Here is a 19,612-nt window from a genome sequence, read left to right on the forward strand (position 1 = left end):
AACGTCAATCCCGTGGCTCGACATGTCGGGGACATGTCCGAGACCGGCCTTGACGCTCGACACGGGACGGTTGTCGGCCCGATGCGTCAGAATTGGGGGCAGGGCCAGCGCACGCAATCCGAGGGGCACGAATGTCCGGACTGATCGACACCACGGAGATGTATCTCCGCACCATCCTTGAGCTGGAAGAGGAAGGTGTGGTCCCCATGCGCGCCCGGATCGCCGAGCGGCTCGACCAGAGCGGCCCGACGGTCAGCCAGACGGTGGCGCGCATGGAGCGCGACGGCCTGGTGGCCGTGGCCAGCGACCGGCACCTGGAGCTGACCGACGAGGGTCGGCGGCTGGCGACGCGCGTGATGCGCAAGCACCGGCTCGCCGAGTGCCTGCTCGTCGACGTCATCGGCCTGGAGTGGGAGCAGGTGCACGCCGAGGCCTGCCGCTGGGAGCACGTGATGAGCGAGGCGGTGGAGCGGCGGGTGCTGGAGCTGCTGCGCCACCCGACCGAGTCGCCGTACGGGAACCCGATCCCGGGGCTGGAGGAGCTCGGGGAGAAGGCCGAGGCGGACCCGTTCCTGGAGGACGGCATGGTCAGCCTGTCGGAGCTCGACCCGGGCGCCGAGGGCAAGACCGTGGTCGTGCGCCGGATCGGGGAGCCGATCCAGACGGACGCCCAGTTGATGTACACGCTGCGGCGGGCGGGCGTGCAGCCCGGCTCGGTGGTCAGCGTGACGGAGTCCCCGGGCGGGGTGCTGGTCGGCAGCGGAGGCGAGGCCGCGGAGCTGGAGGCGGACGTCGCCTCGCACGTGTTCGTGGCGAAGCGCTGACCCGAGCCGGTGCACTGACGCCGAACCGCTGACGCCGGAGGCTCCGGCATGGTGTGGTGTTGTTCTGGGTCGTGGTGTGTGGACGGTCCCGGCGCCTCGCGGCGCCGGGACCGATCCTCCCCTGGTGACCTGGAGCCCCGAGCTCTCAAGGTCTTCCCCTTCGGACCGTCTTCCCCGAGCGGCCCGCCTCCCTGTTGAAAGGATCTCCATCGGCAGCGGCGGCCAATCCTTGAGCAAGGTCACTCGAAAGAGCGGTGTTGTCGGCGAGAAGTCCGTTTTCGAATGCGGGTTCGATAGTCTGGCCGGGAGCGAAGGGGGTGCATCTGCGGTGGTACAGCGCATCGATGTGACAGGGGCCGATGGTGTGCGCCTGGCCGCCTGGGAGTTCCGCGAACCGGCCGCCGAGGCGGACCCCCGGCCGGGCGTGCTGTTACTGCACGGCCTGATGGGCCGCGCCTTCCACTGGTCCTCCACCGCCCGCTGGCTCGGCGAGCACCGCCGCGTCGTGGCCCTGGACCAGCGGGGGCACGGCCAGAGCGACCGCCCGCGCAGCGGCCCGTACACGCGCGAGGCCTTCGTGGCCGACGCCGAGGCCGCCGTCGAGCAGCTCGGCCTCGCCCCCGTCACCCTGATCGGCCACTCCATGGGCGCCCTCACCGCCTGGCAGCTCGCCGCCCGCCGCCCGGACCTGGTCGAAGCCCTGGTCATCTGCGACATGCGCGCCTCGGCCCTCGGCGAAGCATCCCAGCGGGAGTGGGAGGACTGGTTCACCCGCTGGCCCCTGCCCTTCCCCACGCAGGACGCGGCCCGCCGCTGGTTCGGCGAGGACGACCCCCGCGTGGAACGCCCCGACCCCGGCCGAGGAGCCTTCTTCGCCGAGGTGATGCACGAGGCCCCGGACGGCTGGCGCCCCCTGTTCTCCCGCCGGCAGATGCTGACGGCCCGTGAGACCTGGGTCCACGACGCGCACTGGGAGGAGCTCGCCCAGGTCGGCTGCCCGACCCTGGTGGTCCGCGGCCTCGACGGCGAGCTCGGCCGCGCCGAGGCCCAGGAGATGGTCCGCGTCCTCCCGGCCGGCCAGTACGCGGAAATCCCCGATGCGGGCCACTACCTCCACTACGACCAACCGGGCGCCTGGCGCGCGGCCTTGGAGCCCTTCCTGGAGGGCATCAGGGCCGACGCCCCCTGACGGCGCCGAGGACGGGCGTGAGGGGCGGTACGGAGGCGGGTGCCCTGGGCGAGCCACCGGTGGATGGCCTGCTCATGGCGGGTGACGACCTCCTGGGCGGCGCGTTGGACGGCTTCCTCCCAGCGGCCCTCGTGCGGCCCGAGCCCCACCAGGGCTGCTACATCGAGTGCGGGAGCCAGCCGCGCTGCACCGAGCGGACGCCGAACTCGAAGCGGCTCGCCGCGCCGAGGCGTTCCATCAGGCCGTTGGCCAGGCGGCGGGCCGTGCGGGGCGAGACCGCCAGCCGCTTGGCGATCGCCTCGTCGGTCAGGCCCTGCGCCAACAGCCGGATCACCGTGGTCTCCTGCGGGCTGAGCCCGCCTTCGGTCTTTTCCTCCGAGGTGCCCAGCGGCTGCGCGGAGGACCAGACGTTCTCGAAGAGGGCGCACAGCGCCGTCAGGGTGCCCTGGCCGGTGAGGAGCACGGCGCCCGCGGAGCTGTCGTCGCTGCTGACCGGGATCACGGCGGTGGACCGGTCGAAGATCATGAGCCGGGTCGGCAGGTCCGGAGCGGTCCGCACCTCTCCGCCGAGCTCGCTCAGCCATAACGCGTAGGCCACGGTGGTCTGGCTGTTGCGCACGCTGTCCTGGAACAGCGAACGCATCCGTACGCCGCGGTTCAACAACACCAAGTCGCTGGTCTTCGCGGCTTCCACGCTGTCCGCGCGGTGGCCCCCGCCGGGCGCGAACGTCATGAGGTCGGTCCGTGCCCCGTGCGCCAGGCCGGTGATCCGGGCGCGGATCTCGTCGAGGCCGACCAACTGCTCGACCCCCGGGCTGGGCGCGGCCGGGCTCAGGTCGGCGAACTCCGCGATGAGCTGGGCGGCGGCCGCGCGCGAGGCTTCGATGCGCAGCTGCTGGGCTGCGAGCTCCGCCTGCTGACGAGCCATCAGGATTTCCATGCCGACCTCGGGCGGCACGGCCCGCAGCTCGCCCGCGCGCTCGTAGGACGGACGGATCAGGGCCAGCTCGCTGAGCAGGTCAAGGCTCTGCCGGACGTCGGCCTCACCGATCCCGAGCCGGTCGGCAAGGGCGAGCACTCCGTCGCTTGGGTGCGCCAGCATGGCGCGGTATACGGCCTCTGCGGTCGCGTCGAGGCCAAGTGTTGCCAGCACAGCGGTTCCCCCCGTGTACACCTCGTCTATCAAGGTGTTCAGATCATCGCACGTCATGATTCCGCGGGAGCCATAGGAAACGTGGACGGTTCCGGCCAAGGCCCCTATCGTCCAGCTTCGGTTCTTTTGTCCGAAGGGAAGGTTGGGGAGGGTTGTGGGCATGTACCTCGTCCACGTCGCATTCCTCGCCCCTGCCGAAGGTGTCCAACTCCCGTCGCACATAGGTGAGCTCGTCCTTCGGGTCGCCGACGCCGCCGGCGCCGATGGCCCCGACGGCACCAGCGGCCCGGTGGAGCACGTTTCCGTGCATCCGCACGCGCTCCCGGGCCCGGTCCTCGGCGTCTACCTGATCGCGGACAGCCTCGGTGAGGCGGAACGGCGTACCGAGGAGCTATGCCGCCGCGCCCTCGACGATGTGCCGGCGCTGAGCGGCTGGACGCTCGGGCGGGTCGGCGTACCTCTCGTCACGCCGTACTACGAGCAGTTGCTGAAGGCCGCCTCCGGCCGGCCTGGACGGAACGGTCCAGGTCCGTTTCCGTCCAGCCGGAATCACTTCCACCGGGCCTGAGCTGCGACGAAAGTAGTGATCGCCGGAAGGGAACACCGCCCCGAAGGCACACCGGACGAAGCGTCACCGCGGGACGCGAGACCGGATCAGTCACTCGATTCCAGCTCTGCAAAGGACCGACTCCCATGTCTCGCTCCCGTATCGCCAAGGCCGCCGCGGTCGCTTTCCTCGCCTTCTCCCTCACCGCGATCGTCCCGGCCCTCGCCGACCAGGCCTCCGGCCACGGCAACGCCGACACCCACGTCACCGCCACCACCATCTGGCAGACGACGCCGGTCGGCAAGGACACCACCATCTGGGAGACGGCGCCGGTCGGCAAGGACACCACCATCTGGGAGTAGTCGCCTCCGCCACCTCCGCAGTGGCCCCGGAACTTCCGCAACACCGCAACACCGCAACACGCGTCACCGCGAAACCGCATCACCGCGCGCCATGTCCGCCGGCCTGACAGCTGCTCCTGCAGGGCAGCCGTCCACCCGCCACGACGCGCCCACGAACTTCGGCCTTCGAAAGGCCCGCCTGCGCAGCCCGCAGTGCCACCACACACCTCACTTCATGCCATCAGGAGCTTCGCCATGTCCCGAAACATCAAGACCGTCGCCATCCGCCTCACCTCCGCGTCGGCCCTGACCGTCTCCGTGCTTGCCACGGCCCTCGTCAACCCGGCCAGCGCCTCGCCGCTCACCGACGGGATCTCGGCCACGGCCCGCGCCGAAAACGGCAACGGGGCCTGCGCCCACGGTGGTTACGTCGGCGGCCCCAATCAGAACAACAGCTGTAGCGGCGGAGTCACGGACCACGCCTGGTGTGCGGACTTCGCCGGCTGGGTCTGGGCACGCAACGGAGTCACGGGCCTGGCCACCCTGGACGACCGAGCGGCCAGCTTCATGGACTACGGCAAGAAGTACGGGACGCTGTCCAGCACGCCGCACGTCGGTGACGCGGTCGTCTACAACTACAACGGCGGCAGCTACGCCGACCACGTGGCCCTCGTGACCGGGATATCCGGGAACACGGTCACCATCACCGGCGGCAACCAGGGTGGTCGCCCGGGCCACGTCAGCACCTACTCCACCACCAGCTGGCACGTCGGCGACAGCCCCTGGGGCCAGAGGATCAGCGGTTACATCTCGCCCAACGGCTCCCAGGCCCCGTCGTACCCGAACCCCGCCTCGCTGGCCAACGGCACACTGGTGAAGTCGCCGAACGGTCCCGCGGTGAAGGTGATGATCGCCGGAGCCGGCATCCCGGTGGCGGCCTCCGACGTCACCCCGGACCACTACGACCTCAGCAAGATCGTGCTCATCGACGACTCCGCCTTCCGGTCCCTGGGAAGTGCCCCGGGGTCCGGCACCGTGGTCCATGACCAGGCCGGCGGTGCCGAGCGCTACGTGGTCGTCGACGGCGCCGCGCTGAAGATCGGCGCCGCGGACTGGACCGCCGCCGGCTACAACACCCTCCCGGACTACGGCGTTCCGTCCGCCTGGCTGAAGGACGCCATCCAGCGCAACGTGTCGGCCGGCATCGTCGTGATGGACCAGACCGGCAAGGACCCGAACCGCTACGAGATGGTGAACGGTACGGCGCTGCACATCTCGGCCTCCGAGTGGGTCGACGACGAGTTCAACCAGCGGATGCTGATGGGCGTTCCGGCCGAGTGGCTGAAGAGCGCCGTGGCCAAGCCCCTGCAGACGGGCACGGTCATCATGGACGGGGCGGGCACCGACCCGAACCGCTACGTCATGGTGGAGGGCGCCGCGGTGCACATCTCGGCCGCCGAGTGGACCGCCACGTACGGGTCCCAGGTCCTGATGGGCGTTCCGGGTGAGTGGCTCTCCACCGTCGTGGGCAAGCAGATCGGCAACGGCGCGATCGTCAAGGGCGCGACGAGCGGCGACCCGACGGTGTACGTGATGGCGGGTGGCGTCGCCGCTCCGCTGACGTACGACGAGTTCATCGCCTTCGGCTACGACAAGCGCCCGCTGATCGGTACGCCGGACGAGTACCTGAAGGCTGCTGCCGCGAAGGCCGCGCCGGTCGACGGCACGATGCTGGTGGCGCCGGAGAGCCCGACCGTGTGGCAGGTCGTGGGTGGCAAGAAGCGGGCGATGACCGCCGACGAGTTCGGCGACGGGAAGCTCAGCTGGGACGCCGTGATCCGGGTCCCGAACGCCCTGGTGGCCAAGCTGCCGACCGTCTGAGCACTACCCGCCGCCTGAGCCGCCCGGCCTTCACAAGCCGGGCGGCTCAGGCCGGCCCGGGGCTTCGCCCCGCCGCTCTCGCCCCGCCGCTCTCGCCCCGCCGCTCTCGCCCCGCCGCTCTCGCCCCGCCGCTCTCGCTCCGCAGCGCTGTCGCCCCGCCTGCGCCCTGAACCCCGAGGAACCCTCCCATGCGCTTCGCCGCCCGCAAGCAGTCCGCCGTCGCCGTTACCGCCACCGCCCTGATCGCCCTCGCCGTCCCGCTCCTGGCGACCACCGGAGCGTCCGCCGCTTCCATATCGACCTGGGACAAGGTCGCCCAGTGCGAGGCAAGCGGCAACTGGTCGATCAACACCGGCAACGGCTACTACGGCGGCCTCCAGATCTCGATGTCGACCTGGCGCGCCTACGGCGGAACGCAGTACGCGGCCCGCCCCGACCAGGCCACGAAGCAGCAGCAGATCCTGACCGGCGAGAAGATCCTCGCGGGGCAGGGCCAGGGCGCCTGGCCGAGCTGCGGCCCGGCCGCTGGCCTGGGCGCCGACCACGCGGACCCGTACCCGACGGCCCCCACCTACCCGAACCCGGCCTCGCTGGCCAACGGCACGCTGGTGAAGTCGCCGAACGGTCCCGCGGTGAAGGTGATGATCGCCGGGGCGGGTGTCGCGGTAGCCGCTTCCGATGTCACCCCGGACCACTACGACCTCAGCAAGATCGTGCTCATCGGCGACTCCGCGTTCAACGGTCTGCCGGGCGCCCCGGGGGCCGGCACCGTGGTCCACGACCAGGCCGGTGGCGCCGAGCGCTACGTGGTCGTCGACGGCGCCGCGCTGAAGATCTCTGCGGCGGACTGGACGAAGGACGGCTACAACACCCTTCCGGACTACGGCGTTCCGTCCGCCTGGCTGAAGGACGCCGCACAGCGCGACCTGCCGAGCGGCCGCGTGGTGATGGATCAGACCGGCAACGACCCGGCCCGCTACGTGATGGTGAACGGTACGGCGCTGCACATCTCGGCCTCCGAGTGGACCGCCGACGGGTACAACAACGAGATCCTGATGGGCGTTCCGACCGACTGGCTGGCCTCCGCGGTGGCAAAGCAGCTGGCCAACGGCACGATCGTCAAGGCCTCCTCGGGTGCCGACCCGACGGTGTACGTGATGGCGGGTGGCGTCGCCGCTCCGCTGACGTACGACGAGTTCATCGCCTTCGGCTACGACAAGCGCCCGCTGATGGGCGCCCCCGGGGAGTACCTGAAGGCTGCCGCCGCGAAGGCGGCTCCGGCAGACGGCACGATGCTGGTGGCGCCGGAGGGCCCGACCGTGTGGCAGGTCGTGGGTGGGAAGAAGCGGGCGATGACCGCCGACGAGTTCGGTGCCGGGAAGCTCAGCTGGGACGCCGTGATCCGCGTCCCGAACGCCCTGGTGGCCAAGCTGCCGACCGTCTGAGGACAGCCCGCCGCACCGCCCGGCCGTTGACTCCGATCACCGTAACCACCGACAACCGGATCCCGCACGCGATCCGTCACCTCAACGGAGCCTGGCAGGGTGCGGTGGCGATGGACCTGACCGGTATCAACGGCAGACACCACACCGCCGGCATCACCGGCACCCACTGATCCCCTCTCGTTCGACCCGACGCCGACGGCCTCCGCTCCCCACCGGGAACGGAGGCCGTCGGCCTTGTAGACGCCGAGTTCGAGCAGGTCACCGTCCTGCTGAGCGGCGGGCGTGGCCACGCGAGCTGTCTGGCCCTGCCGGCCACGCCCGCCGCTCAGCCCTTGCTGACCGCCAGCAGGATCTCCGGCAGCTTCCGCGCCACCGTCGGGGCCGCCAGGCGCAGGCCCGCCCACGTGGCGAGGGCGCCCCAGGCGACTCCCACGGGGAGCAGGAGCCAGCCGAGGGACTGCCGGTCCGTCACGACGGCCCAGATCGTCAGGGCGATCACCGGGGAGCTGATCAGCGCCGAGGCGACCAGTCCGCCGAAGATGCCGCTCCAGGCGAGTCCCGCCTGCCCCGGGGCGACGTTCTTGAAGGCGCCGTCCGAGGGGATGGAGTACGGGAACCGGGCCGAGGCCAGGGCGCCCGTGCAGATCATCGAGCCCAGCAGGCCGAGGGCCAGGCCCAGGGCGGCCGGGAAGCCGGCCCAGTCGCCGACCAGAGCGGCCGTGATCGCCGTGACCAGCACCGTGTACGGGACGGTGACGAGCGCCAGCGCACCGGCGCGGGCGCGCAGCTCCACGTACGCGTCGCGCGGGGTGGAGATGGTCTGGGCGACCATCCAGAAGGCGGAGGTGTCCTGCCCGAACTGGTTGTACATCTGCACGCCCAGCATGCCCGCGCCGAAGCAGGACAGGTAGACGGAGCCGGTGCCCTGGAGGGCGTTGAAGACCGGGATGATCAGGCCGATCGCCAGCGCCGTCACCCACGCCGACTTCGTCTTCGGGTCGCGCACGACGTAACGCAGCGTGCGCTGCATGGCCGCGCCGGTGCGTCCGCCGGGGAGGAGGGACCAGAACCCGCCGCCCGTGCCTCGGTCCTTCTCGGGCTTGGCGGCCGCGATGGTCGAGCCGTCCGGGGTGACCATCAGCTTGGTCAGGCTGCGCTCCCAGAACCACAGCAGCCCGGCGAGCGCAGCCAGGGTCAGGACGAGCTGGGCGGCGGCGACCCCGTACGAGCCCTCGCTCGCGGAGTCCACCATGCCGATGGCCGTCGCGGGAGGCAGCCACCGCACGACCGCCTCCGCCGGCTCCAGCTGGACCAGCCCGCCCGACTGGAACAGGCGCTGGCTCGCGAAGTTGACCAGTTGCCCGCCCAGTGCGATCAGCAGACCGCTCAGCAGCGCCAGGTCGCGTCCCTTGCGGCTGGTCAGCAGCCGCACGTTGGCCGTGGCCACGGCGCGGGCCAGGGCCACGCAGCCGAGGATCAGGAGGGGGACGGCGAGAACGGCGGCGGCGATGCCCGCGCCGCCCCGCGCGACCGCCACGACCGAGCCGATGGCCAGGCACAGCGTGAACAGGGGCCCGATGCCGACCAGGGAGGAGGCGAGGAGGGCCCGTACGAGCGGCCGCGGGCGCAGCGGCAGCATGACCAGCCGGCTCGGGTCGAGGGTCTCGTCGCCGGTCGGGAAGAACAGCGGCATGAAGGCCCAGGACAGCGCGATGATCGCGGCCAGCAGGACGACGACCGTGCCCGCGTGGGCGTTGCCGCGGAGCAGGGCCAGGCCGAGCGTGACGAAGAAGCCGACGACGAGGGTGAAGGCGAGGGTGCCGAACCAGGCCGCCTTGCGCTTCGAGTTGCCCTTCAGCCCGTTGCGCAGCAGCGACAGCTTGATCCGGATGAAGATCGGCGTCAGCGGTACCGGGGCGGTGGGGGAGGGGTGCGTGCCGGGAGCGGCGGACGGCACGGATGCGGCGGATGCGGCGGATGCGGCGGCGGTCATCGCGCGGCCGTCCCCGAGCCGGAGCCCGAGCCGGAAGCCGAGCCGGAAGCTGAGCCGGAGCCCGAGCCGGAGCCCGTGGCGGTGCCCGCGCCGCCGCCGAGCCAGTCCAGCGAATCCCCGGCCGCGTCGCGCCCGTGAGCGCCGACCAGTTCGAGGAACGCGGCCTGCAGCGAGGGCGCGGAGCCCCGTACGTCGGCCAGCGGGCCCGCGGCGCGGATCCGGCCGGCGGCCATCACGGCCACCCAGTCGCACAGCGACTCGACGAGCTCCATCACGTGTGAGGAGAAGACGACCGTGGCGCCGGACGAGGTGTAACGTTCCAGCACCCCGCGGATGGTTTGCGCGGACACCGGGTCCACGCCCTCGAACGGCTCGTCCAGGAAAAGCACTTCGGGGTTGTGCAGGAGCGCGGCCGCCAAGCCGATCTTCTTCCGCATGCCCGTCGAGTAGTCCACGACCAGCTTGTGCTGCGAGCCCGCGAGGTCGAGGACCTCCAGCAGCTGCGTCGCCCGCTTGTCGGTCTCCTCGCCCGTCAGTCCCCGCAACCGGCCCATGTAGCCGAGCAGTTCGCGCCCCGACAGCCGCTCGAAGAGGCGCAGCCCCTCCGGCAGGACGCCGATCCGCGACTTCACCTCGGCCGGGTCGGCCCACACGTCGTGGCCGGCGACGAACACCCGCCCCATGTCCGGGCGCAGCAGGCCCGTCACCATCGACAGCGTCGTCGTCTTGCCGGCGCCGTTGGGGCCGACGAGACCGATGAACTTGCCCGCCGGCAGCTCCAGGTCGATGCCGGAGACGGCCACCTGGTCCCCGAACCGCTTCCACAGACCTTCCACTCGCACGGCGGACGGCGCGGATCGCGCACCGTCCGTCCCGTACGTCCCGCCCGTCGCATGTGCCTGGTTCGGCATGTGCGCCTGCCTCTCTCCACGTCCCCGTTTGGTCTTACTGGTCGTACGTTCCTCACCATAGGAGGAGGGGGAGGGGGTCGAGCAGTTACTTATGTCATGAGTTCCCGGGGCGAAATCGCAGGTGCGCGCCGCCCTGGCGGCGCGGCCGGCCGTCAGCCCTGGCGGCGCTTGCGTTCCGCCGCCGCCTCGCTGCCGCAGGCGTACGCCAGCGCGTCGATCAGCTCCTCGGTGTCCGGCAGCCACCGGTTCGCCGGAGTGGGCCGCCGCGCCCACTGGACCGAGCCCCGGCCGCCGAAGCGGGTCGGCGGCGCGGCCACGTACTCGCCCTCGCCGCGCGCCACCAGGTCCAGCCCGGACGGCGACCAGCCCGACTTGCGGACCAGGTCGGCGACCTTCGCCCCGGCCCCCGGCAGTACGAAGAACAGCATCCGGTGGTCGGGCGTCAGGGTGACCGGCCCGATGGTGCGCTGCATCCGCTCCAGCCGCGCCAGCGCCAGGAACCCGGCCGAGTCCGGGACGTCCAGCGCGTCGAAGGTACGGCCCGTCGGCATCAGGATCGAGGCCTCCGGCTGCCGCGCCCAGATCCGCCGGACCTGCACCGCGCTGCCGGTGGCGTGCGCCGCCCAGTCCTTCACCGCGGGGTGCGCGCCGGGCGCCTCGCAGTCCGCCGCCCCGCAGGAGCACAACTCCCGGCCGTCCGCGGGCTCCAGCCAGGTGCCGGCGAAGACGTCCCAGTGCCGTTCTTCCGCGTACCGCACGGCATGGTCCAGCAGCAGTTCGCCCCGCTGCTTGGGGATGGGCGCGGTCTCCGTGACTCCGATGGTCTCTTCCACGCCCATCACAACTGCCCGGGTCACCCGGGGTTACGGGCGTAAACCGGCCGGTGGGCGGAGCATCGATCCTGCATACGGGGCGCACCGATGCACACGTGGGGGCGCGTGGGAGCCCGGGGCGCCGGAGTTGGGTAGCGACACGACGCAGAGCGGATGATTCTCCGCACATAAGGCGGGAAGTGATCATTCCAACGATCACCCGCGGCCACTGGGGGTTTTCATGGCAGCCAGGCCTCTCGTCGCGCGCCAGCCGAATGAACGGCTTCAGGCGCTCATCCAGGAAGCCGGGTGCTCCAATGCCGGGCTCGCCCGGCGCGTCAACATGTGCGGGGCCGAACACGGCCTCGACCTCCGCTACGACAAGACCTCCGTGGCACGTTGGCTGCGCGGCCAGCAGCCGCGCGGCCGGGCACCCGGGATCATCGCGGAGGCCCTCGGACGCAAACTCGGCCGTACCGTCACCATCGACGAGATCGGCATGGCCAACGGCAAGAACCTCGCCTCGGGCGTCGGCCTGCAGTTCTCCCCGACCGTCATCGGCGCGATCGAGCAGGTCTGCGAGCTGTGGCGCAGCGACGTCGGCCGCCGCGACTTCCTGGCCGGATCGTCGGTGGCCGCCTCCGCGCTGGTCGAGCCGAGCCGCGACTGGCTGATCACCGGCGCCGATTCGCAGGTGGCCCGCAGCGGCGGCTCGCGCGTCGGGATGTCCGACGTCGAGGCCGTACGGGCGACCACCGAGGCCCTCAAGGACCTCGACCACCGCTTCGGCAGCGGGCACGTGCGGCCGGTGGTGGTGCACTACCTGAACTCCGTGGTGTCCGGGCTGATCGGCGGCTCGTACCGGGAGCCGGTGGGTCGGGCGCTGTTCGCGGCGGTGGCCCGGCTGACGGAGCTGGCCGGCTACATGGCGGTCGACACCGGCCAGGCCGGGCTCGCGCAGCGCTACTACATCCAGGCGCTGCGGCTCGCCCAGGCGGCCGGCGACCGCGCGTACGGGGGCTACGTACTGGCCGCCTCGATGAGTCACCTCGCCGCCGAACTCGGCAATCCGAGGGAGATCGCGCAGCTCGCGCGGGCCGCCCAGGAGGGGACGCGTGGGCAGGTCACCCCGCGGGTGGAGGCCATGTTCTACGCCGCCGAGGCGCGCGGACACGCGCTGCTGGGGGACTCCCGGGCGACGGCGGTGCTGTCCTCGCGGGCGGTGAACGCGCTGGAGCGGGCCGAACCGGAGTCGGGCGACGACCCGGTGTGGATCGGCCACTTCGACCAGGCGTACCTCGCGGACGAGCTGGCGCACTGCCACCGGGACCTGGGGCAGGGGGACGCGGCGGCCAAGCGGGCCGAGGAGGCGCTGAGGGGGCTGCCGGCGGGGAAGGCGCGGCGGCGGGCCATCGGGATGCTGCTGCTGGCGGCGGCGCGGGTGCAGCAGCGGGAGGTGGAACAGGCCTGCCAGAGCGCCGCGCAGGCGGCGGAACTGCTGGCGGGGCTCCGGTCGAACCGGGGCGCGGAGTACCTGGAGGACTTCCGGATGCGGCTGGATCCCTACCGGGACGAGGCGGCGGTACGGGAATTCACGGCGCGGCTGGACTCCTCGGTGAGGGTCGCGTAGCCGGGCGGGTCGCCCGGCGGCGGGCCGGGCCGGGCCGGGCGGGGCCGGGCGGGTGGCGGTGGCGGTGGTGGGTTCGGGGCGGACCCCCGCGCCTCAAACGCCGGCGGGGCCGGCTTCGCCCGGTGGGGGCCGGAACCGCGCTCGGTGGGGTCGGGATCGATTGTGTCGGCGGAGTTGGGGGTGTGAGGGGCCCCGGGAAATTATGATCAAGCAATGTCTGACATGACCGAAACCGCGTCCGGCTGGCTGTCCGCGGACGAGCTGGAGACAGCCAGGGCCCGGATGCCGATCCTGTACGTCGAGGCCGTACCCGTGCGCGTGGACGCCAGCGGCGAAGTCACCGATATCGGGCTGTTGCTGCGCATCGGTCCGGACGGAACGGTCAGCCGGACCCTCGTGTCCGGCCGTGTCCTGCACCACGAGCGGGTGCGCGACGCGCTGCTGCGCAACCTGGAGAAGGACCTCGGCCCGGTGGCCCTGCCGCGCGTGCCGGCCTCCCTCCAGCCCTTCACGGTCGCCGAGTACTTCCCCACGGCGGGCATCACCCCCTACCACGACCCGCGCCAGCACGCGGTGTCCCTGGCCTACGTCGTGCCGGTGACCGGCGACTGCCGGCCCCGGCAGGACGCGCTGGACCTGGTCTGGGTCAGCCCGCAGGAGGCCGGCTCCGCGGCCCTGCAGGGCGAGATGCCGGGCGGCCACGGGATCCTGCTCAAGCAGGCGCTCGCACACGTGGGGCACGTGTACTGAGGTCAGGCCGCCGCGGGCCCCTGCCCGGAGGCCCGCGGCGCCGACGACGGTCCGGTCAGCGACGGCCCGGTGCCCGGTCGGCGGCGGGCCCATCCATCGGCGGGTCCAGGGCGTCGACCGTGCTCTGGAGGCCGGTGGGCGAGCTGCCGCCCGTGGCGTACACGCACATGGCGCCCTGCCCGGCCGGGCACTGCATGGTCGCGGCCGCCAGGTGCGACCGGGCCGTCGGAAGGGTGGGCAGCGTCGTCCAGGTGTTGTAGGCGGCGTTGTACGACTCCACCGTGCCCGTGACGTTGAAGCCGGTGCCGCTGCGGCCGCCGACCGTGTAGACGCACGTGCCGGTCTGTCCCGGCGGGCAGGGGGCTGCCGCCGCCGCGAGCAGGTAGCGGCCGGTGGGCAGGGGGTCCACCGGGCTCCACGCGTTGGTGGCCGGGTTGTAGGAGCGGACGCTCGCCTGGATGGTGTTGGTGCCGTCGACGCCGCCCATGGCGTACACGCAGGTGCCGGTCTGCCCCGGCGGGCACGTGGCGGCCGCCGCGGCGAGGCCGAACCGGGGGGTGGGCAGCGCGGTCGGCTGGCTCCAGGCGTTGGTGGCCGGGTTGTACGAGTGGACCTGGCCCAGCGCGGTGCCGGTGCCGTCGGCGCCGCCCACGGCGTACACGCAGGTGCCGGTCTGCCCCGGCGGGCAGGGCGCGGCCGCCGCCGCGAGCAAGCCGCGCGCCGCCGGAAGCGCGGCGACCGTGCTCCAGGCGTTGGTGACGGGGTTGTACGACTCCACCGTGGCGACGGGAGTGTCGTTACCGGTGAGTGCGAAGGCCGTGAAACCGCCGATGGTGTAGACGCAGGTGCCGGTCTGGCCCGGTGGGCAGGGGGCGCTCGCCGTCCCGAAGCCCCAGCGGGGCGTGGGCATCGGGTGGAGGGTCGACCAGGCGTTGGTGAGGCGGTTGTACGACTCCGCCCTGCCCGAGACCGAGCTGGGGGTCGTGGCGTTGCCGAGGGCGTCGCGGCCGCCCATGGCGTAGACGCAGGTGCCGGTCTGGCCCGGCGGGCAGGGCGCGGCCGCCGCCCCCAGGAAGTCCCGGGCGGCGGGCAGCGGGGCCAAGGTCGTCCACACCGTCCCGGTGGTGGCCGTCGCCGGAAGTACGCAGGTCAGCACGGCAGCGACGGCGGGCAGGAGCGTCCATCGCAGCCGGCGCCACGGACTCCGCGGCTGCCTGCGGCCTCTCGTGCGCAGCGGTCTTTCATCGGCTCGTGGTCGTGACAACGCGGTCCTCCTCGTCGGGCGGGTACGGGCGATGTCTGCCCGGACCGCCGCGGACCGCACGGGGAATGGGCCGGACGGCCTCGGTCTTCGACCGCGCAGGATGACCGGCCGCCCCCCGGCCGGCCCGTCGGGGAGGTGTTGCCGGACGGGGCTGCCGGGGGTGCGGGGGGACCGGGTAGCGTGGGCCGCCGGTTGATTGGGTCGGGCGAGTCGGAGAAGGAGTCCCCGTGACGCAGAACGGACAGGGGGGTGCCCCCCAGCCGGGTGCCCCGTGGGGTCCGGACCCGGCGTCCGGATATCCGGCGTACCCGCCGCAGGAGCCGGGCGGGCCCGCCTACGGCTATCCGCAGGCGTACCCCGACCCGCAGGCCGGGGCGCCGGGGCACGTCGTCGGCCCCGGGTACGAGGGGCCGGGCGATCCGCACGGCTACGGCTATCCGCCGCTCCCGGAGGCCGCCACCCAGTACATCCCGCCCGTACCGGCGGCGCCCGGGCCCGACGGGGCGGCGACGCAGTACATCCCGCCCGTACCGGCTGCGCCCGCGACCCCGCCGGGCCCCCCGGCCGCGCCCTCGCACCACGAGGCGGCCACGCAGTACATGGCCCCCGTGCCGGGCGGCCCCGGCCCCGGGCCCGACGGGACGGCCGCGCCCTCGCACCACGAGGCGGCCACGCAGTACATGGCCCCCGTGCCGGGCGGCACCGGCCCCGGGCCCGGGCCCGACGGGATGGCCGCGCCGTACGCGCCGCCCGCGCCGGCGGCCCAGGCCACGCCGCCCTCGCACCACGAGGCGGCCACGCAGTACATGGCCCCGGTGCCGGGCGGCCCGGTGGCGCCCGCGCACGACGAGGCCGCGACGCAGTACATCCCGCCCGTGCCGGCGGGCCCGGCCGACGGGTTCGACGGGCTGTTCCGCGCCGAGGAGGCGGGGCACACCCAGCAGCTGCCGCCCATCCAGGAGCCGGTGCTGCGCCGGCCGCCGCGGCCCCAGCCGCCGCGCGCGCAGGGCCCCGTACCGCCGCACGCACAGCAGCAGTACCAGTACCAGCAGCCTCAGCCGCAGCAGCAGTACGCCCCGGCGCCCCCGCCGCAGGACGAGGCCCGCAGGATCTCGCCCGGGATCATCGCCGCCGTGGTCATAGGCCTGGTCGTGGTCGGTCTCGGTGTCGGCTCGCTGCTCGGCGAAGGCAAGCCGAACAACGACCCCGGCGCGACCGCTCCGGCGTCCGCCGCCTCCGGCAGCACGGCGGCGGGCGGTGAGGCCCCCGTCGACGCGGGCCGCCCGCAGGCCGTCCAGCTCGACAAGCTCCTCGCGGACAGCAACGACAGCAGGGCCTCGGTGATCAAGGCCGTGGACGACATCAAGGGCTGCAAGAACCTCGACCAGGCCGCCTCCGACCTGCGTGACGCGGCCCGCCAGCGCGAGGAACTGATCACCCGCCTGGAGGAGCTGAAGGTGGACCAGCTCCCGGACCACGCCCGCCTGACCGCCGCCCTCACCAAGGCCTGGCAGGCCTCCGCCGACGCCGACAACAGCTATGCCGCCTGGGCGGACGACGTCGACGACGACAAGTGCAAGGACGGCAAGGCGAAGAACTCGTCCAACGCCTCCGACGGCAACAAGTCGAGCGGCGAGGCGACGAAGGCCAAGGAGCAGGCCGCGACCCTGTGGAACACGATCGCGGCCAGGTACGGACTCACCAAGCGGGACAAGTCCCAGCTGTGAGCCGGATATCGCCGTGGAGGTCCGGGACTAGGCCGTCCGGGGTGCCTGTTCCAGGGTCGGGGTCATGTCCAGGAACTGCTCGCCCGGCTGTGCCACGAGGCGGCCGGACTGCACGATCTGGAAGGTGACCCGGCCGTTGACGATGCGGGGGAAGCCGGCGACGGCGCGCATGTCCTGGTAGCGCCAGCTCAGGTCGGGGGTGAGACCGCCGGTCTTGACGGACTGCGCCTGGTTCAGGGCGCGGGCGACCTTGCGGGCGTTGATGTCCTCGTCCTCCTTGAAGCCCCTGATGATCTGGTCCAGGACCGTGTACGCGATCCAGGTCGTCTGCGTGCCGCTGTCGTCGGCGTCGACGGTGTCGTCGCCGAAGGCGAAGTCGGCGATGACCTTCTTCATCGGCTGCCAGAGCGGATCGGTGGCCACCGGGTACCAGCTGGTGACGTACGCGCCCTCGAAGGGGCTGTCCTTGCCGCCGGTGCGGTCGACCAGGGACTGGCTGACACTGCCCAGGACCGAGGCGATCTGCGGCTTCTTGCGCTGGGGGTCGGTACGGCGGAAGGCGTCGAAGAAGGTCTCGGTGCGCTCGCCGAGGACCGCCGTCACACAGCCGTTGTTCTTGTCCTTGTCCTTGGATCCGCCGCCCCCGCTGGTTTGGGTGAGGGCCTCGCGGGCTTGCGGCTTGAAGTCGGCGGAGTCCTCGGCGGCCCGGATGTCGGAGGCGTCGGGCATCTGGTTGGCCCGCAGACCGGCGTTGAGCAGCACCGGCAGGGTGTCGCCGACGAGGGTGTCGGGCCGGACCAGGGCGACCTTCTCGCATGCGCGGCCGAGCTGGTGGCCGGCCCCGGCGATGAGGACGGGCTGACCGCCGTTGACGGGGTAGGAGAGGGTGGACTGGAACTCCTCGGAGGAGACCCCGTATCCGCCGATGAAGGGGATGCCCTCCACCTCCAGCGGGGCCATGAAGGCGCGTCCGTGCTGGCTGTAGGAGCCGACGACCGCGACGGCCTTCTCCGAGATCGCCTTGCGGGCGCAGTCGGCGGCGCCGTTGGCGGTGTTCTTCTCGTTGCAGGTCAGGACGCGGAGCTTGCGGCCGTTGATGCCGCCCTTGGAATTCACCCAGCGTTCGTACGCCTTTGCCATGCCGGTCATTCCGGGCATGTTGGTTGCCTTGGTGCCCTCCGGCGCGAAGGTCATGACGGTGAGGGTGTCCCCGGAGCCCCCCGAGCCCCCGGAGAGCGCCCCGCATCCCGCGAGGAGACACGCACCCATCGCCGTGGCCACCAAGGTGCGGGAGAGGGATGCGGTGCGTCGAGAAATGGTCATGTCCATGCACCATTCCGCCCCGGAGGTAACTCGCGAGTGAGATGGACACAACATCGGGTGACGCCAAGGTGAATTACAGGGGTGTGGTCCCCCACGGGTGCTTCAAGATCGTGTCCAACAGGAACGTACGATCGAAAGCGTGACATTCGCCCAAGGACCGAAGAACCCTTCCCGCCGGGGCAGCCGCTCCTCCACCATGGGCGGCATGCCCCTCAACGACATGCCGTGGTGGCGCTGGCGCGGCAACGTGCGCTCGGCGCTGCACATGCTCTCCGATCCGGCCTTCCACGAGGACACCTGGCTGGTCGGCGCCGAAGGGTACGGGGACGTCACCGACGCCGTGTACCGGCTCGTCGAGGACACCTGGCTCGACAGCTGGTCCGCCGAGAAGTACGTCGGCACGATCTTCCGCGACTCGCAGGAGGCGACCCTCGTCGACCTCGCGGTGCTGCGCGTGCTCCGGATCATGCACCAGGTCGGCCCCGACGCCCCCGTCTCCGCCTACCTGGAGCACCACGCCTGGCCCGAGGCGGTACGCGCCGCGCGCGAGGCCCACGTACGCATGGCCACGGCGGACGGGGACGACCCGGACGTGCGGCCGACATCGCTGGAAGTGCTGAGGATCCTCACGCGCGCGGTGTGACCCGCGCGATGTGACCGCGCGATGTGACTGGTGTGACTGCACGGTGTGATGGCGCGGTGTGAAAGGCTGTGCGGTCATGAGCGACCCGCACAACGAGGCCCAGGCCCAGGTTCAGCCCCAGCCCCTGCCCCAGTACGTTCTGACCGTGTCCTGCCCCGACAAGCAGGGCATCGTGCACGCCGTGTCGAGCTACCTGTTCATGACCGGCTGCAACATCATCGACAGCCAGCAGTTCGGAGACCGGGAGACCGGGCTCTTCTTCATGCGGGTGCACTTCGAGGCCGAGCCCGAGGTGACGGTCGAGAAGCTGCGCGCGAGCTTCGCCGCGATCGGCGACTCGTTCAAGATGGACTGGCAGATCCACCGCGCCGACGAGCGCATGCGGATCATCCTGATGGTTTCGAAGTTCGGGCACTGCCTCAACGACCTGCTGTTCCGCGCGCGGATCGGGGCGCTGCCGGTCGACATCGCGGCCGTGGTCTCCAACCACACGGACTTCGCCGAGCTGGTGGGCTCGTACGACGTGCCGTTCGTGCACATCCCGGTGACGAAGGACACGAAGGCGGCGGCCGAGGCGGAGCTGCTGGAACTCGTCCGCGCCGAGAACGTGCAGCTGGTGGTGCTGGCGCGGTACATGCAGGTGCTGTCGGACACCCTGTGCAAGGAGCTGAGCGGGCGGATCATCAACATCCACCACTCGTTCCTGCCGAGCTTCAAGGGCGCGAAGCCGTACCACCAGGCGCACGCGCGGGGCGTGAAGCTGATCGGCGCGACCGCGCACTACGTGACGGCCGACCTCGACGAGGGGCCGATCATCGAGCAGGAGGTCGAGCGGGTGGGCCACGAGGTGACCCCGGACCAGCTGGTGGCGGTCGGCCGGGACGTGGAATGCCAGGCGCTCGCACGCGCGGTGAAGTGGCACAGCGAACACCGCGTCCTGCTGAACGGCTCCCGCACGGTGGTCTTCGCGTAGGCAGCGGTCGCCCGCGGCCGGAGCCGGGGCCCGTCGGGTGCGGCGCCGCTGCCGGGGCGCCGCCCCGGACCCCGCTCCTCAAGCGCCGCAGGGGCCGGATCGCCCGGCTGACATCGCCCGCCGGGCGACTCGGCCGCGCCTGGCGGGAGGCAGCAGCCGAATCCAGCCCCTCCCGCGCTCGAGGGGCGGGTCCGGGCGGAGCCCGG

Annotated in this window: 18 protein-coding genes; 12 read left to right on the forward strand and 6 right to left on the reverse strand. The window is 72.1% G+C overall.

Going from position 1 to position 19,612, the window contains the following annotated elements; genetic code table 11:
* Positions 1 to 131: 131 nt before the first annotated feature.
* Together ACIQ5Y_RS29040 and ACIQ5Y_RS29045 are read left to right on the forward strand one after the other, a co-directional pair.
* Positions 132 to 824 (forward strand): metal-dependent transcriptional regulator, encoded by a 693-nt coding sequence (locus ACIQ5Y_RS29040; protein WP_385128706.1) that lies wholly within the window; start codon positions 132 to 134, stop codon positions 822 to 824.
* A gap of 328 nt (positions 825 to 1,152) precedes the next feature.
* Positions 1,153 to 2,013 carry an alpha/beta fold hydrolase gene (locus ACIQ5Y_RS29045; RefSeq protein WP_403886732.1) on the forward strand — a complete coding sequence of 287 codons (861 nt, stop codon included), beginning with the start codon at positions 1,153 to 1,155 and terminating at the stop codon, positions 2,011 to 2,013.
* A 157-nt stretch (positions 2,014 to 2,170) separates the two neighbouring features.
* Here the strand turns inward: ACIQ5Y_RS29045 and ACIQ5Y_RS29050 are convergent, their stop codons facing one another.
* Positions 2,171 to 3,166, reverse strand: coding sequence for a LuxR C-terminal-related transcriptional regulator (locus ACIQ5Y_RS29050; protein ID WP_403886735.1), 996 nt, complete (start codon positions 3,164 to 3,166; stop codon positions 2,171 to 2,173).
* Between the two features lie 160 nt (positions 3,167 to 3,326).
* Between ACIQ5Y_RS29050 and ACIQ5Y_RS29055 the strand changes: the two genes are divergently transcribed.
* The 5 genes from ACIQ5Y_RS29055 (at position 3,327) to ACIQ5Y_RS29075 (ending at position 7,550) form a co-directional block, all read left to right on the forward strand.
* The gene (locus ACIQ5Y_RS29055) at positions 3,327 to 3,734 is read left to right on the forward strand and encodes a hypothetical protein (protein ID WP_403886738.1); all 408 of its coding nucleotides are present in this window, start codon (positions 3,327 to 3,329) and stop codon (positions 3,732 to 3,734) included.
* Between the two features lie 125 nt (positions 3,735 to 3,859).
* Positions 3,860 to 4,075 carry a hypothetical protein gene (locus ACIQ5Y_RS29060; RefSeq protein WP_403886741.1) on the forward strand — a complete coding sequence of 72 codons (216 nt, stop codon included), beginning with the start codon at positions 3,860 to 3,862 and terminating at the stop codon, positions 4,073 to 4,075.
* Positions 4,076 to 4,309: 234 nt separating this feature from the next.
* Positions 4,310 to 5,935, forward strand: coding sequence for a CHAP domain-containing protein (locus tag ACIQ5Y_RS29065; protein WP_403886744.1), 1,626 nt, complete (start codon positions 4,310 to 4,312; stop codon positions 5,933 to 5,935).
* A gap of 188 nt (positions 5,936 to 6,123) precedes the next feature.
* Positions 6,124 to 7,380, forward strand: a complete 1,257-nt coding sequence (locus ACIQ5Y_RS29070; RefSeq protein ID WP_403886747.1) for a transglycosylase family protein — start codon at positions 6,124 to 6,126, stop codon at positions 7,378 to 7,380.
* 26 nt (positions 7,381 to 7,406) lie between these two features.
* A complete protein-coding gene (locus ACIQ5Y_RS29075; protein WP_403886750.1) occupies positions 7,407 to 7,550 on the forward strand; it encodes a hypothetical protein in 144 nt (47 codons plus the stop codon).
* A gap of 155 nt (positions 7,551 to 7,705) precedes the next feature.
* Here the strand turns inward: ACIQ5Y_RS29075 and ACIQ5Y_RS29080 are convergent, their stop codons facing one another.
* The 3 genes from ACIQ5Y_RS29080 to ACIQ5Y_RS29090 all read right to left on the reverse strand — a co-directional run bounded on the left by ACIQ5Y_RS29080 (position 7,706) and on the right by ACIQ5Y_RS29090 (position 11,123).
* On the reverse strand, positions 7,706 to 9,373 hold the full coding sequence (locus tag ACIQ5Y_RS29080) for a transporter (RefSeq protein WP_403886753.1): 1,668 nt from the start codon (positions 9,371 to 9,373) through the stop codon (positions 7,706 to 7,708).
* Entirely contained in the window at positions 9,370 to 10,284 is a 915-nt protein-coding gene (locus ACIQ5Y_RS29085) for an ABC transporter ATP-binding protein (RefSeq protein ID WP_403886756.1), read from the reverse strand. Before ACIQ5Y_RS29085 ends, ACIQ5Y_RS29080 begins: the two co-directional genes overlap by 4 nt.
* Positions 10,285 to 10,436: 152 nt before the next feature.
* Positions 10,437 to 11,123 carry a bifunctional DNA primase/polymerase gene (locus ACIQ5Y_RS29090; protein WP_403886758.1) on the reverse strand — a complete coding sequence of 229 codons (687 nt, stop codon included), beginning with the start codon at positions 11,121 to 11,123 and terminating at the stop codon, positions 10,437 to 10,439.
* Between the two features lie 214 nt (positions 11,124 to 11,337).
* Here ACIQ5Y_RS29090 and ACIQ5Y_RS29095 point away from each other — a divergent pair, with 214 nt between their 5' ends.
* The gene (locus ACIQ5Y_RS29095; RefSeq protein ID WP_403886761.1) at positions 11,338 to 12,726 is read left to right on the forward strand and encodes a transcriptional regulator; all 1,389 of its coding nucleotides are present in this window, start codon (positions 11,338 to 11,340) and stop codon (positions 12,724 to 12,726) included.
* Positions 12,727 to 12,939: 213 nt separating this feature from the next.
* Complete coding sequence (locus tag ACIQ5Y_RS29100; protein ID WP_403886764.1) at positions 12,940 to 13,476, forward strand: NUDIX hydrolase family protein; 537 nt, start codon at positions 12,940 to 12,942, stop codon at positions 13,474 to 13,476.
* Positions 13,477 to 13,531: 55 nt separating this feature from the next.
* Here ACIQ5Y_RS29100 and ACIQ5Y_RS29105 read toward each other — a convergent pair whose 3' ends face one another.
* Positions 13,532 to 14,590: a Kelch repeat-containing protein gene (locus ACIQ5Y_RS29105; RefSeq protein WP_403886767.1), complete on the reverse strand. Its 1,059-nt coding sequence runs from the start codon at positions 14,588 to 14,590 to the stop codon at positions 13,532 to 13,534.
* Positions 14,591 to 14,967: 377 nt separating this feature from the next.
* Between ACIQ5Y_RS29105 and ACIQ5Y_RS29110 the strand changes: the two genes are divergently transcribed.
* Positions 14,968 to 16,467: a hypothetical protein gene (locus ACIQ5Y_RS29110; RefSeq protein ID WP_403886770.1), complete on the forward strand. Its 1,500-nt coding sequence runs from the start codon at positions 14,968 to 14,970 to the stop codon at positions 16,465 to 16,467.
* A 27-nt stretch (positions 16,468 to 16,494) separates the two neighbouring features.
* On the opposite strand, the gene ACIQ5Y_RS29115 is transcribed toward ACIQ5Y_RS29110, so the two are convergent.
* On the reverse strand, positions 16,495 to 17,790 hold the full coding sequence (locus tag ACIQ5Y_RS29115; RefSeq protein WP_403886773.1) for an ABC transporter substrate-binding protein: 1,296 nt from the start codon (positions 17,788 to 17,790) through the stop codon (positions 16,495 to 16,497).
* A 196-nt stretch (positions 17,791 to 17,986) separates the two neighbouring features.
* Here ACIQ5Y_RS29115 and ACIQ5Y_RS29120 point away from each other — a divergent pair, with 196 nt between their 5' ends.
* Together ACIQ5Y_RS29120 and purU are read left to right on the forward strand one after the other, a co-directional pair.
* A complete protein-coding gene (locus ACIQ5Y_RS29120; protein ID WP_403886918.1) occupies positions 17,987 to 18,433 on the forward strand; it encodes a hypothetical protein in 447 nt (148 codons plus the stop codon).
* 76 nt (positions 18,434 to 18,509) lie between these two features.
* A complete protein-coding gene (gene purU, locus ACIQ5Y_RS29125) occupies positions 18,510 to 19,406 on the forward strand; it encodes a formyltetrahydrofolate deformylase (RefSeq protein WP_403886776.1) in 897 nt (298 codons plus the stop codon).
* Positions 19,407 to 19,612: the final 206 nt, after the last annotated feature.

Source organism: Streptomyces sp. NPDC096339 (genome assembly GCF_044762985.1).
Lineage (GTDB): Bacteria > Actinomycetota > Actinomycetes > Streptomycetales > Streptomycetaceae > Streptomyces.